Source organism: Paraburkholderia pallida (assembly GCF_004524855.1).
GTDB classification, from domain to species: Bacteria; Pseudomonadota; Gammaproteobacteria; order Burkholderiales; family Burkholderiaceae; genus Paraburkholderia; species Paraburkholderia oxyphila.
Window position 1 is genome coordinate 3353856 of the sequence record NZ_CP038148.1, and the last position, 13010, is coordinate 3366865.

Below are 13010 nucleotides of genomic sequence, written 5' to 3' on the forward strand. Positions count from 1 at the left end.
GCACAACGTGCCGGTACAACCTGCCGGCACGACGTTCGAAAACGATACCAATTCGATCCGGCTGGCGACCCGCCAGCATAACCCTGCTAACAGCGTGCTACCCGGCGCCCCCATATGCACAAAAACAGCCAGGAAAAGCAGGTACGAAATCAGGCGGCGATCAAGGCAATCGAAAGACCGGTCGAAGCGCCAATCGGTCTGCCTGCAAGCAATGTCACCTGCAAACCGACGGTTAAACGCCGCTTCGGCAGCAAGCGAGACGCCTCAGATCTGGACCATCTCGAAGTCTTCCTTGCGAGCGCCGCACTCGGGGCAAGTCCAGTTGATGGGCACATCCTCCCAGCGCGTGCCGGGCGCGATGCCTTCGTCTGGCAAACCGGCTTCTTCGTCGTAAATCCAGCCGCAGATCAGGCACATCCAGCTTCTATATTCCATTCTTATGCCGCGTCGAAAAGTCCAAAAAACCGCCCGCGCGCGCATGCCGCGACCGGTCGGGAAAACTGCCAGGAAAACAAGAGCCATGATGGTACCGTGTTGCCGTTTCCATGCCTAGCAACTGTGACGGCACTCGAGTGCTGTGCCTGGCACCCTGTCAAGACGAGAAAATCCCTCGCGACCGGCAGGTCATCCGTCCCCCGCAAGCGCCGCGAGGCTGCATAATTGACTTGTCGGCGTCTGAATAGATAGCGGCGCCGGCATCCGCACCGCGTCTGCACTGCATTTGCACCACAGCGAGCCAACCCAACTCTCCCCGTCAACGTTCATGTCCGGCGACACCCCTCCCATCGTCCTTACCTTCGGCCTTTCCGATCCGACCGGCGGCGGCGGCCTGCAAGCCGACCTGCTCACGCTCGCCAGCATGGGCTGCCACGGCGTGAGCGTGCTCACCGGCTATACCGTGCGCGATTCTGCCGGCTGCGACGAAGTCACCGGTCTCGACCCCGAAACCGTCGCGAACCAGGCACGCATGCTGCTGGAAGACATGCCCATCGCGGCATTCAAGGTGGGCGCGGGCACGCGCGCCGAAGTGGTGAGCGCGATCGCCGAAGTGGTTGCCGACTACGACGAGGTTCCGCTGATCGTCGCGCCCGACTTCACGCTCGACGACGAGCACGTGCTGGCCGCCGATGAGTTGCGCGAAGTCGTGACCGATCTGCTCGTGCCGCAGACGACCGTGCTGGTCGCCGACGTCTCGGTGCTGCTCGCGCTCGCGCAGCCCGACGGCGACGCCGATACGCCCAGCATCGACACCGCCATCTCGCACCTGCTCTCCACCGGTTGCGAATACATCCTCTCGATGGAGACGGGCTCGCACCGCGTGGTGAACACGCTATATAGCGAAGAAGGTCAGTTGCGCCAGGACTTCTGGGACCGCGCGAACCAGCCGATGATGGGCCTCGCCGACACGCTGGGCTCAGCCATCGCCGCGCTGCTCGCGAACGGCCAGGAACCGCCCGAAGCAGTGCGCGAGGCGCAGGAGTATCTCTATCAGGCCGTGCAGAGCGCGTTCCGGCCCGGGATGGGAGCGTGGATGCCGGATCGGTTCTTTTGGGCGCGGAGCAACGATGCCGAGGGCGGCGAAGCGTCGCCGGGCGACGCCGACGATTCCGACGATCCGCCGTCGGGTGAGGCGCGGCACTGATGTAGCACTGCAGGGGCGGCGCATGAGATCACGAACATGCCGCGTGCCCCATCAGCTTCAGGCCGTATGGACGAAAAAAAACCCGCATCGCTGCGGGTTTTTTCCTTTCGGGCTGGGAACACACCTCACGGCGCGTCCCCTGCACTTCGATGTAATTTCGGCAAAAGCCGTTCTTACATGTCCATGCCCATGCCGCCCATGCCGCCGGGCATGCCGCCAGCCATCGGAGCATCTTCCTTCGGCAGTTCAGCAACCGCTGCGTCCGTCGTCAGCAGCAGGCCAGCAACCGAAGCTGCGTTTTGCAGCGCGGTGCGCGTGACCTTCGTCGGGTCGACCACGCCGGCTTCCACCAGGTCGCCGTACTCGCCGGTCGCTGCGTTGTAGCCGTAGTTGCCCGAGCCAGCTGCAACCGCTGCCACGACCACCGAAGCTTCTTCGCCGCCGTTCGTGACGATCTGGCGCAGCGGCTCTTCCATGGCGCGCAGGACGATCTTGATACCTGCGTCCTGGTCAGCGTTCGCACCCTTGACGCCGGCGATAGCCGTACGCGCACGGATCAGCGCAACGCCGCCGCCCGGGACGATGCCTTCTTCAACGGCAGCGCGGGTTGCGTGCAGCGCGTCTTCCACGCGTGCCTTCTTTTCCTTCATTTCAACTTCGGTCGCAGCGCCAACCTTGATCACTGCCACGCCGCCTGCCAGCTTGGCAACGCGCTCTTGCAGCTTTTCACGGTCGTAGTCCGAGGTCGCTTCTTCGATTTGCGTGCGGATTTGCTTCACGCGCGCTTCGATGTTCACGGCTTCGCCAGCGCCGTCGATGATCGTCGTGTTTTCCTTGCCCACTTCGATGCGCTTCGCTTGACCCAGTTCAGCCAGCGTTGCCTTTTCGAGCGTGAGGCCGGTTTCTTCCGCGATGACTTGACCGCCGGTCAGGATCGCGATGTCTTCCAGCATGGCCTTGCGACGGTCGCCGAAGCCCGGAGCCTTGACAGCAACGGTCTTCAGGATGCCGCGGATGTTGTTGACGACCAGCGTAGCCAGGGCTTCGCCTTCGACGTCTTCAGCGATGATCAGCAGCGGACGGCCAGCCTTCGCGACTTGTTCCAGGACCGGCAGCAGATCGCGGATGTTCGAGATCTTCTTGTCGAACAGCAGGACGAACGGGCTTTCCAGCACGGCGACTTGCTTGTCCGGGTTGTTGATGAAGTACGGCGACAGGTAGCCGCGGTCGAATTGCATACCTTCGACGACTTCCAGCTCGTCTTGCAGCGACTTGCCGTCTTCGACGGTGATGACGCCTTCCTTGCCAACCTTGTCCATCGCTTCAGCGATGCGGTCGCCGATCGACGTGTCGCTGTTCGCCGAGATCGAGCCGACTTGCGCGATTTCCTTGTTGGTCGTGCAGGGCTTGCTGACCTTGCGCAGCTCTTCGATAGCTGCTGCGACGGCCTTGTCGATGCCGCGCTTCAGGTCCATCGGGTTCATGCCCGATGCGACGTACTTCATGCCTTCGCGGACGATCGACTGTGCCAGGACCGTAGCGGTCGTGGTGCCGTCACCGGCGTTGTCGCTGGTCTTGGAAGCGACTTCCTTGACCATTTGCGCGCCCATGTTCTGGAGCTTGTCCTTGAGCTCGATTTCCTTTGCGACCGAGACACCGTCCTTGGTGACCGTCGGGCCGCCGAACGAGCGCTCGAGCACCACGTTGCGGCCCTTCGGACCCAGCGTGACCTTCACTGCGTTGGCGAGAATGTTCACGCCTTCAACCATCTTGGAACGGGCGGAATCGCCGAACACGACGTCTTTAGCTGCCATCTTCTAACTCCTTGAATTCTTGATGAATGTGCTGTGGGCTGAGCTTACTTCTGCACCACGGCCATGATGTCTTCTTCGCGCATCACGAGCAGTTCGTTGCCATCGACCTTGACGGTCTGGCCAGCGTACTTGCCGAACAGGACGCGATCGCCGACCTTGACGTCGAGTGCGATCAGGGAGCCCTTGTCGTCACGCTTGCCCGGGCCCGTGGCCAGGACTTCACCTTGATCCGGCTTTTCTGCCGCTGCGTCCGGGATCACGATGCCCGAAGCGGTCTTGGTTTCTTGATCCAGGCGCTTGACGATCACGCGATCATGCAAAGGACGAAGGTTCATGGATGGATCCTCTATCTTGATTGGGACTTGAAGACTCAAGAAAACCTGGCTGCCGGCAACCGACAGCCAGAGATGTTTTAGCACCAGAGTTGTTAGCACTCTCATGCGGTGAGTGCTAATTATATGGACGGGCAATGACAAATTCAAGAACGGGCCAGATGGCTTTTTTTGGGCCCGCCTGGACTACCTAAAGGTCGGATTTCTCCCCTCGATCCGCTGCTCGATCGCCGCCGAACACGCCTCTCAAAACCCTGTATTTTTATTTAAAAACAATAAGTTACGGCAAAACAGTAGCTACCGCGCCCAGTCTTGAGGCAACCCGGCTACGCGTCGAAGCGACCCGAATCTCCACTTGCGGGAGCCGAGAAAGTCCGGCCTGGGGAATTCCCGCAGGAGCGAAACAAAAATTAAGGGTCGAGTCATAAATGAAGCCTTAGCGAGACGACAGACCTCCCGCCAACACTTCCCTCTTCCTTGCGGCGGTGTGCTTCCACGATATCCGCGAGGTGAACTCGCCCCGGGCGATTTCACTAGCACGGAAAGTGCTCCAGCGTACGAAAATCCCGCTGCCCGTACGCTATAAACGAGTTGCTAAAAAGGGGGGCACGAGAACGATGCGAATGGCTCAGCTGGACTCACGACCACTGGACGACAAGTCCATCGAACGCTGGTACCTGACGAAATCTGCGTACCTGGTGACGATATTTGTCGTGCTGGCTTTGAGCGCGGCGTTCGCAGCGGGATTCGGCTTCCTGACGCACGACTCGTGGAATTATTTGCTACTTGCGCAATCGCTCAGGCGCGGAGAAGGGTGTTCCATCTCAGGCTCGTATTTCGCGATGTTTCCGTGCGGTTACCCGCTTGCACTCGCACTGACCGCACCCTCTGCCGACATGGCGAGCTTGATGATGAGCAGCAAGGTCACCAACGTCATCCTGCTGTTTTTCGCATTCCTGTTGCTCAGGCGCACGTTTCGCAACATATTGATTCCCACGTTCGTGATCCTCAACCCGTACACAATCGGGTTGTTTCTGTACACGTGGTCCGAGAACCTGTTCCTGCTCGCCTGCTGTGGCAGCTTGTTCGCGCTTTCGCAAAGGCAACTGCGCGACGCGCCGTATCCATACAGGTCAGTCGCGCTGCTGACGTTTTTCCTGCTTCTTGGCGTGTCGTCGCGTTACTTTTTCGCGCCTTTCGCGGGGGTTGTTTTTTTGTGCGTGTGGCTGGTGTATGGCTCACGTACCGCGATCAGGACGTTGCCCGCGTTTGTCGTCGCGGCGCTGTTTTTCGCGGCATATCTGAAGTTCAACATGCTGGTCACCGGGATGGCCACCGGCATGCCGCGCATCCCCGCGCCAGAGACGCCCGCTTTTCTGGTGTTCCGATTCGTTCGGCAAATGGCGAAGGAGCTCGTCCTTCTAGGCGCTTCGGCGCTGGCGCTGTTGTGGCTGACGCGGAAATACTGGTTGAAGCGATCAGAAGACAGAAGCGCGGGCGAGACCCAGGCGCCCGAATCACGGTTGCTGGTCCTTGTGGGTGCGGGCTTTCTGCTGCTTGCCTTCTCTCTGCGTTTGCGGACCCAGTACGACCTGTATGACCCCCGAACGCTCAGCTACGGGCTGTCGTTCGTTATCGCCGGGCTAGTCGGATTGCGGACCCGCATCCCGATGCCCAGGTTTCCGGCCGGACCCGCGCTGATCTACGGCTTGCTCGTCATGTCGGTGGCCTTGGCAGACGCAGTGACTTACACGGGCGCTGCGTTGCTGCCGGTCCTGAAGGACGTGCAGGCTTCCGGGTACGTGTCACCCGTTGCCGCGTTGGAGCGTTATCACAGCCCTGCAACGGACGCCGACCTGATCGTGACAGTGCGGCGCCCTCCCCGCATTGCCGACATCGTGGACGATGAAGCGCGCCTCTACTATCCCAAACAGGCTACGGTCATCGAGATTCGTACTGGCCCGTACTTGAAGCCCGATAGCGTGGCGGATTTCCGGAAGCTCGTCGCCACGCATCATGCCCATGCATGTGTGATCGATTTCACACAATTCGCGACGCGCGCGGACTTGGAGCGTCATCTCGAGGGGGGTGTTCCCGTCGCATTTTCGTACGGTTCGGGCCGATGGCTGCCTGCGATCGTGTATCGACCGAGTTTTGATCCAGGCATGAAGGACTATCTCCTGTCGATCTTTCAGCCCGGACGATATGTTCCGTGCCCTGCGTGACTGAATACGATTCAGCATGAACGAGCAATGTTGCTCGCGGGTCGCATCCGCGACAACTGCGTAGCATCCGCGCGCCGTTGAACATCGTCTCGAGGCAGAACGAAGACCGGCTGCGGGTCTGTCCTGCCGAGAACATTCAGATACTTCTGCCGATGCTCGAAGTCGCCGGCGACAAGCATCCGGGTCGCAAGGGCGGCGAGATCCGCTGGCACGGCTCGCAGCGAGGCCGGATAGTGATGGACGAGCGCAAATTGAATGTCGAGCACCAGTCGCAGGCTGCTAACCCAGTACGTGTGCGGAACGTGATCTTTGGCGAAGACGCTAGCCAGATCCGCTTACGCAACGCCGCGCTGAATTTCTCCTTCCTGCGTTGGCTCGCCATCAATCTGTTCCGCGACGATTCCTCGCGCGCACTCAGCGTGCCAAAGTAGCATAAGCCGCTGTCTGGAACCGCGACGCGTAATCTAACAATAGCCGAATCCGGGTTCACGGTCCGCGTGCGGCTTTCGGCGAAAACTGGCTGCTTCTGTTGCAGGTCCGCGCGTTGCCCGGCCAGGCCACCAGGCGCCGGGGCGCGCCGCATCAGCGAATCACGTCGTCAGCACCGGCAACGCCGCGCACCGGTGCAGCCGTCTCGCCACCCTTCGCGAGCGCGCGCATCGCGTTCTTCAGGCGATCCCCGAGCGGCACGACGGCAAACGCGAGTGCGACAAGCACGACAAGCACGACCAGCTTCCCCACAGTCGACAAAGGCTGCCCCTGGCGCGTCGCGCCGATTGCCACGAGCAGCGGGAAATGCAGCAGATACAGCGGAAACGTCGCGTCGCCGAGCTTTCGCGCGAACGCGACGAGCCGCGCGCCGGGACGCACACGTGGCCCTGCGAGCGCAAGCGCGGCAAAGAGCACAACGAGCCCGCACGCGAACAACAGGCAGCCGAAGATGAGCGGTGGATGCACGCGGCGTGGGCAGCCGATGGCCAGGAAGATCGCGTCGAGCCCCCGGTTCAGCGCGGGCTTCAGCTCGGGGTATGACACGACTACCGCCAGTGCAGCCGCCAGGGACACGACGAGCGTGACGATTGCGCCGCGACGCGACGGCGGTGTCACGAAATGGTCGTGGATAAGCACCCCCACTAGCCAGAACGGCAGCATCACGATCACATTGGGCCCGTACAGCAGCGCGACCGCGGCCGGAATCAGCAGGGTGCGCCCGGTGCGTCGGCAAAAGAGCAGCGTCCCCCAGATCACGTAGAAACCCGCCTCGAATCCGAGGCTCCAGAACGGCGAATTCGAGAACGGCGATACGTCGAGCGCCCACGCCTGGTTCACGAGCAATACGTTCGCCGCCACGCGCAGCACCGGGTGGTCCGCCTGCACACCCCAATTGGCGTTGTACCATCCGGGCGCGACTGTCGACGAATACGTGTCGAGCGCGAGCGTCACCACGAGTGCGAGCAGCGTCACTGAGAGGAGTCGCGTCGCGCGGTCGACAAAGAAGCGCCGCGCATCGAAATCGGCGACGGACGGTGAGAGCGAGCGGATCGTATAGCCGCTCAGCAAGAAGAAGCCGCCGACCGCGACGATCGCGACACTCGTCATGTCCGGCCACGTGTTCTGAAAATAGCGCTGCGTCAGGTGCCCGACCGCGACGATCGCCGCAAGCGCGAAGCGCAGCAGATCGAGCGATACCGAAACGGCGGGCGTGATCGGCATACGAGGGCGCGCAGTGGAAGCTGGCATTTCCGGACTCTCCCGATGACCTCGACCGGCTTCGCGTGATGCGTCCTGTGCCGGTCCGCAAGACTATTTGCGCGAAAAGCGCATGACGATCCAATGGACCATGCAAACGGAGCAGCCCGTGCGGCGGCGTCGCGAATGCGGTCGGTGCAAGAGACTGTAAAAGCGTGTGCGCGGGCAATCTGTTGGATGCCGAACGATTGTGCGCTCATACGGTGCAAGACCGTCCGTGAGCTGCAGCAGGGACGCGCAAGACGAGCCACTTGATGTAGCGCCCGACAACGCAACGCGTCGCCCGCAGTCAAATTCTTTGCGACCTCGTTGCCGCGTGCCCCGACCGCGGCAAGACGCGCCGGCGCATGGCCATCTGCTCCTGAGCCGGCGAATCCCCGGGCACGACAACTGCGGGTACGGCGGCCGGTACGCGCATATTGGGTGCGCGCGCGCGGCGCCTCGCCTGCAAGGGCAGGCCGCCTGCCGCTGCCGCCATCATGTAGAAGCCCACACCCAGATCGAACATCGCTGCGGCTATTGCAGCGGTGATCAGCGTCGCGAACATGCCTTGACGCGCCGCATAGCAGACGGCGCGGTCGGTGAACGAACAATCGCGCGCAATCGGAGTCAGCGTGGATTTCACGAGAAAAATCGAATAACACAGCGTCCCGACCACGCCGAGCGAGGCCAGCAAGACCATCACGAAGCTCGATACGCGGACACTGCCGAGCCCGACACCGAGACCATACGTGTCCATGAAATTGGTCAGTGCCTGCATGTTCAGGCCCGCGCGCTCAACGCCGGAGTCGCTGTCGGCCTTGCTCAGAATGGTGGCGTCGACAAAGTCGCTTAGGGCCTTAACCACGTTCGGCATGAAAAGCATGATGTAGAGCGCTCCCAGCACGCCGAGGCAAGCAAATATCACCCCCACCCGGATCTTGCGCGGGTTTGCGGCACGCGAAATCTGGCCGTGACGGCTCAGCAGCAGCACGACCGCGTAGCCGGCCATCCCGACGTACGCGCTGCCCGATGTGGAGATCAGCAGCAGCACGCCCGTGCACAGCGTCAGGGCACCCGTAAGCTTCGGCCTGAAGCCCAGCAGCCAGAGATTGATACAGAACGCGAAGAGCTGGAGCGTAAAGCCAGCAAACGAAGACGCCTCGCTGAACGTCCCGCTGATACGAACGAGGCCGCCCAGTTCCGCGCCGTCGAAATACACGAAGTCTCCGGTTTTCAGCCAGGACAGCGCGTCAATGCCGACCGCGTGCGATGCGACGTCCACGATGCCTGCCGTGACGTCCAGCGCCGTGAGCAGCAAGATGGCATTGGCGAGCGCGCGATAGCCGCCGCGACACCGCAGAAACACGCTCATCGAGCAATACACGACCAACTCTCCGACGCAGTACACCGTCTGCGTCAGATTGCCGGAAACCGGGTGCAAAGGCTGCAGCAATCCGATCTGGTTGGGATCCGCAGCATTGCGATCGATTGCGAAGATGAGTGTCGATCCGGCCAGCGCACGCGGAAACACGATCGCGCCAACGACGGCCCAGACGCAGGTGCACAGCAGCCAGAAGCCCGGCTTGCCGATAGCCAGCGCATTGGTCAGCGCCGCGCCGCCGCCGAGGTTAAACGCGCGCAACGCAAAGAACGCGAGGAACAGATAGCCGGGCACGATGCCCACACCGCCCGGCAGCGTGAGCGCGACCGCGCAGGCGAACAGCGAGCAGACGGCGAGTCCGTACACCGCCCAGCGATACGACGCGTTGAGCGCGAATAGCCCCGTCACGAAAACGATGCAGCCAAATACCGAGAGTCCCAATTCCGCCCCCACACTCGTTCAATGCACGCCCTCGGGTGCGCGTGATGTCGCCCGCTTTCAGAGTTCCATGATGCGCTGCGGATGGATCGTTCCCCGCACCATGTCGAAAAACGCGAGCAAATTTCCCTTCAGCCTGCCCCGATAGTCGAACAGCGCGTTGGCGCTGAAGCTGTGATAGAGGTTCGAGATCAAATTCCTGGAGATAAAGTTGCAGGCGCGCCCGCGCTTCATCGTGTGCTTGCGCGCGAGGTAGACCGGATTCGCGATCTGCGAATAGCCGAGCCGCACGCCCGAGGTCCGGCCGCTCTTCACGCCCATATGCACGCCGAGGCACGACGGCTCGTACACCGCCGTTCCATGCGCGAGCGCGCGTGCCGTGAAGTCGTAATCCTCCTGCCAGCCGTAGAGCGGCAGCGCTTCGTCGAAGCGGCACTGGCGAATCACGCGGTCGACGAACGCCATGTTGCAGCCATACGCACAGCCAATCTCGCGGCGCTGCGCACCCGTGGCCCAGTGCTCCTGCGGCGCGCGCTCGCCCGAGAGCCACGCGAGCGCATCGGCTTCCGTGAGGCCGCCGCCCTTGACGCCATCGGCAAGGAGCTGCCCCGTCATGCCGATCACGTGCGCGTTCTCCTCGAACAGCGTCTCGCATCCCCGCAACCATCCACGATGCGGCCTGAAATCGTCGTCGAAGAAGCTCACGAACCAGCGCGCCTCGCTTTGCGCATTCGCCTGGGCATTGCCCGCTTCGCCGTGCAGATCCGCGAGCAGCGCCTCGATACCGGCGTTGCGCTGGGTCGTCAGGCCCGAGCTCTTCGCGATCAGCAGCTTGACTGCCGCCGTGGCACAGAGTGGATGCCCGTCGATACGCGGCAGATCGGCCGCGCTCGCCCCGACGATATAGACCGCGTGCGGCGGCGCCTCCTGATCGTTCAGGAAGTCGAGCAGCGTGGCCGTTTCGGCCGGCCGCCCTTTAGTCGCCACGATGACGTACCTCTTCATGCATTTCCCCGATGTTCTCGATTGGTTAGTCGGTCTTGAGTCAGTCTCTGGTGGGCCGCTCGCCACGGCTCACGCCGAGCGCCAGCGCCGGGCGCGGGTGAGCGCAGGCTCATCATCGACGCCCTGGCTCGCTCGCACCGTGCGCTCGACCACGCCCATGAATTCGCGCCGGAACCGCTCTGCCGTGAAGCGCTGCGCGTTGCGCCGGCACACTTCCGGGCGAAACGGTGCGTGCGCCTCGAAGCGCTCGAGCGCGTCGACGATGGCGGCCACGCTCTGCTCCTCGAAGAAGAGTCCCGTGGCGAGCTCCGGATCGTGCGAGTCGATCACGGTCTCGCGCGCGCCGCCGCGGCCAAACGCAACCACCGGTGTGCCGCACGCCTGCGCCTCCACGACCGAAATGCCGAAGTCTTCCTCGGCGGCGAACACAAACGCCCGCGCACGCTGCATGTGGTCGACCAGCACGCTGTCCGGCTGGTAGCCCAGCAGCGTGACGTTGGGCGTGGCAAGCGCTTGCGCGCGCTCGAGGTCCGGCCCGTCGCCGATCACCACGAGACGCTTCCCGGGCATGGCCGCGAAAGCCTCGACGATGAGCGGAATGCGCTTGTACGGCACCATGCGCGACGCAATCAGATAGAAGTCCTCGTGCTGCGTGCCGAGCTCGAAGCGCTCGACGTCGACGGGCGGATAGACGACCGTGGCGTCGCTGCCGTACGCCTTGCGGATGCGCCGTCCGACGAACGCCGAGTTCGCCACGAACGCATCCACGCCATGCGCCGTGCGTTGATCCCAGATCCGCATGTAGTGCAGCACACTGCGCACGAGCCAGCTCTTGAAGCCGCGCTTGATGCCGGCTTCCTCGAGATATTGATGCTGCAGATCCCAGGCGTAGCGAATCGGCGAATGCACGTAGCTCACGTGCACCTGGTTGGGGCCCGTGAGCACGCCCTTGGCCACGGCATGGCTCGAGGTGAGCACGAGGTCGTAGCTCGACAGGTCGAACTGCTCGACGGCCAGCGGCATGAGCGGCAGATAGCTGCGAAACGACGACTTCGAGCGCGGCAGGTGCTGGATGAACGAGGTACTTGCGTGCTTGCCGCCCAGTGCGCCCCGATGCTGCTCGGGAAAGAAGTCGACGATGCTGAAGAGGTCGGCATCGGGCCACATCTGGATGATCTGCTCGAGCACCTTCTCCGAGCCCGCGTACGCGACCAGCCAGTCGTGCACGATCGCCACCCGGCCGAAGCGCCGCACGTCGTTCGCGACAAGATTGGTGTGGACTACATGAGCCATGGCGAAATCTCCTGGATCAACGTGACGGCGGTGGCGCGCCACGTGAGCGCAGCCGTGCGCTCGCGGCCCCGCGCGCGAAGCGTCTCGCGCAGCGCAGCGTCGGCGGTGACGCGCTCCAGCAGCGCCGCGAGCTGCGCGGGATCGTCGGGCGAGGTGTAGAGCACGGCGTCGCCGCAAGCCTCCACGACCGAAGGCAGGCGCGAGGCGATCACGGGACAGCCGAGCGCAAGCGCCTCGACGGGCGGCAGGCCGAAGCCCTCATAGCGCGACGGATAGACGAAGCACGCCGCGCGCCGATAGAGCGAGACAAGCGCTTCGTCGCTCACGTAGCCCAGATGCTTCACGAATTCGGGCAACACGCCGTTTGCGGCGCCGTACACACGCGCGTCGCCGCCGCCGACCACCACGATGTCGAAGCGCGCGTCGCGAATGAGCCGTGCCGCGTCGGCCACGAGCTGGAAGTTCTTGTGGCGGTTCAGGCTGCCGACGGCGAGCACGAACGGACGTTCCGCTGCGCCGGCGCTGGCTGCGGCGTCAGCCAGCCCGGACTGCTCGTCGCGTGCGTCCTGTGCCCCGCGCATGCGCAGCATGTGCTCGCCGCTCTCCAGCACCACGCCGATCTTGTCGAACGGAATGCGGTACGCCTCGCACAGCTCGCGCCGCGAGAATTCGGAGACGGTGATCACGCGTCGCGCGATGCGCCCGATGCTCGGCGCCATCAGCCGGTACCACGCGACGAACGAGCGGCTATAGCTGTCGGGCACGCGCGCGGGTGCCGCGTCGTGCAGCACCGTCACCTGGCTGCGGTACAGGAGCGGCCCCGAATTGCACAGGTTCAGCAGCAGGCCGCCGCCGGCCGCCTGCGGCAGCGCGAATTGCTCCCAGCGCAGGCCGCCGCCCTTGCCGCTCGCGCGCAGGCGCACGTGCCTGAACGGGTTCGGCATGTCGGCAAGCGCGGCCGGCACGACGATCTGCGCGCGCAGGCCCGCCACGAGCGGGTCGCCCGCCTCGATCAGCTCGTCGATGGCGCGCACGGTCTCGAAGGCGAAGCGGTCGACGCCGGTGGCGCGCCGGCCGAGAAAGCGGCCGTTGATCACCAGAGGGCGGGCTTGCGGAGTCTTCATCGGCATGGTCCGGACAGGTTTCCTT

10 protein-coding genes and 1 pseudogene are annotated in these 13010 nt (G+C 63.3%); 3 read left to right on the forward strand and 8 right to left on the reverse strand.

Annotated elements, in window-relative coordinates:
- Positions 1-264: 264 nt before the first annotated feature.
- Positions 265-435: a rubredoxin gene (locus tag E1956_RS15170; RefSeq protein WP_008342674.1), complete on the reverse strand. Its 171-nt coding sequence runs from the start codon at positions 433-435 to the stop codon at positions 265-267.
- 328 nt (positions 436-763) lie between these two features.
- Here E1956_RS15170 and E1956_RS15175 point away from each other — a divergent pair, with 328 nt between their 5' ends.
- A complete protein-coding gene (locus E1956_RS15175; RefSeq protein ID WP_134750125.1) occupies positions 764-1642 on the forward strand; it encodes a hydroxymethylpyrimidine/phosphomethylpyrimidine kinase in 879 nt (292 codons plus the stop codon).
- Between the two features lie 173 nt (positions 1643-1815).
- Here the strand turns inward: E1956_RS15175 and groL are convergent, their stop codons facing one another.
- Both groL and E1956_RS15185 read right to left on the reverse strand, forming a co-directional pair.
- The gene (gene groL / locus E1956_RS15180) at positions 1816-3456 is read right to left on the reverse strand and encodes a chaperonin GroEL (protein ID WP_134750127.1); all 1641 of its coding nucleotides are present in this window, start codon (positions 3454-3456) and stop codon (positions 1816-1818) included.
- 44 nt (positions 3457-3500) lie between these two features.
- Entirely contained in the window at positions 3501-3791 is a 291-nt protein-coding gene (locus E1956_RS15185) for a co-chaperone GroES (RefSeq protein WP_027816722.1), read from the reverse strand.
- 620 nt (positions 3792-4411) lie between these two features.
- Here E1956_RS15185 and E1956_RS15190 point away from each other — a divergent pair.
- Together E1956_RS15190 and E1956_RS15195 are read left to right on the forward strand one after the other, a co-directional pair.
- Positions 4412-6013 carry a hypothetical protein gene (locus tag E1956_RS15190; protein WP_134750129.1) on the forward strand — a complete coding sequence of 534 codons (1602 nt, stop codon included), beginning with the start codon at positions 4412-4414 and terminating at the stop codon, positions 6011-6013.
- A gap of 56 nt (positions 6014-6069) precedes the next feature.
- A pseudogene (locus E1956_RS15195) lies at positions 6070-6276 on the forward strand (IS256 family transposase); the annotation flags it as partial.
- A gap of 319 nt (positions 6277-6595) precedes the next feature.
- Here the strand turns inward: E1956_RS15195 and E1956_RS15200 are convergent.
- The 5 genes from E1956_RS15200 to E1956_RS15220 form a co-directional block, all read right to left on the reverse strand.
- Positions 6596-7753, reverse strand: coding sequence for an acyltransferase family protein (locus tag E1956_RS15200; RefSeq protein ID WP_134750131.1), 1158 nt, complete (start codon positions 7751-7753; stop codon positions 6596-6598).
- 298 nt (positions 7754-8051) lie between these two features.
- Positions 8052-9533 carry a hypothetical protein gene (locus E1956_RS15205; RefSeq protein WP_197732800.1) on the reverse strand — a complete coding sequence of 494 codons (1482 nt, stop codon included), beginning with the start codon at positions 9531-9533 and terminating at the stop codon, positions 8052-8054.
- A 90-nt stretch (positions 9534-9623) separates the two neighbouring features.
- Positions 9624-10568: a glycosyltransferase family 2 protein gene (locus E1956_RS15210; RefSeq protein WP_134750133.1), complete on the reverse strand. Its 945-nt coding sequence runs from the start codon at positions 10566-10568 to the stop codon at positions 9624-9626.
- 69 nt (positions 10569-10637) lie between these two features.
- Positions 10638-11861, reverse strand: coding sequence for a glycosyltransferase family 4 protein (locus tag E1956_RS15215; RefSeq protein WP_134750135.1), 1224 nt, complete (start codon positions 11859-11861; stop codon positions 10638-10640).
- The gene (locus E1956_RS15220; RefSeq protein ID WP_134750137.1) at positions 11849-12985 is read right to left on the reverse strand and encodes a glycosyltransferase family 4 protein; all 1137 of its coding nucleotides are present in this window, start codon (positions 12983-12985) and stop codon (positions 11849-11851) included. Before E1956_RS15220 ends, E1956_RS15215 begins: the two co-directional genes overlap by 13 nt.
- Between the last annotated feature and the right edge of the window lie 25 nt (positions 12986-13010).

What these genes read in the sequence shown, in the direction of transcription:
- E1956_RS15170 (WP_008342674.1), bottom strand. Translation starts at nt 435, where the DNA reads ATGGAATATAGAAGCTGGATGTGCCTGATCTGCGGCTGGATTTACGAC.
- E1956_RS15175 (WP_134750125.1), top strand. Translation starts at nt 764, where the DNA reads ATGTCCGGCGACACCCCTCCCATCGTCCTTACCTTCGGCCTTTCCGAT.
- groL (WP_134750127.1), bottom strand. Translation starts at nt 3,456, where the DNA reads ATGGCAGCTAAAGACGTCGTGTTCGGCGATTCCGCCCGTTCCAAGATG.
- E1956_RS15185 (WP_027816722.1), bottom strand. Translation starts at nt 3,791, where the DNA reads ATGAACCTTCGTCCTTTGCATGATCGCGTGATCGTCAAGCGCCTGGAT.
- E1956_RS15190 (WP_134750129.1), top strand. Translation starts at nt 4,412, where the DNA reads ATGGCTCAGCTGGACTCACGACCACTGGACGACAAGTCCATCGAACGC.
- E1956_RS15200 (WP_134750131.1), bottom strand. Translation starts at nt 7,753, where the DNA reads ATGCCAGCTTCCACTGCGCGCCCTCGTATGCCGATCACGCCCGCCGTT.
- E1956_RS15210 (WP_134750133.1), bottom strand. Translation starts at nt 10,568, where the DNA reads ATGAAGAGGTACGTCATCGTGGCGACTAAAGGGCGGCCGGCCGAAACG.
- E1956_RS15215 (WP_134750135.1), bottom strand. Translation starts at nt 11,861, where the DNA reads ATGGCTCATGTAGTCCACACCAATCTTGTCGCGAACGACGTGCGGCGC.
- E1956_RS15220 (WP_134750137.1), bottom strand. Translation starts at nt 12,985, where the DNA reads ATGAAGACTCCGCAAGCCCGCCCTCTGGTGATCAACGGCCGCTTTCTC.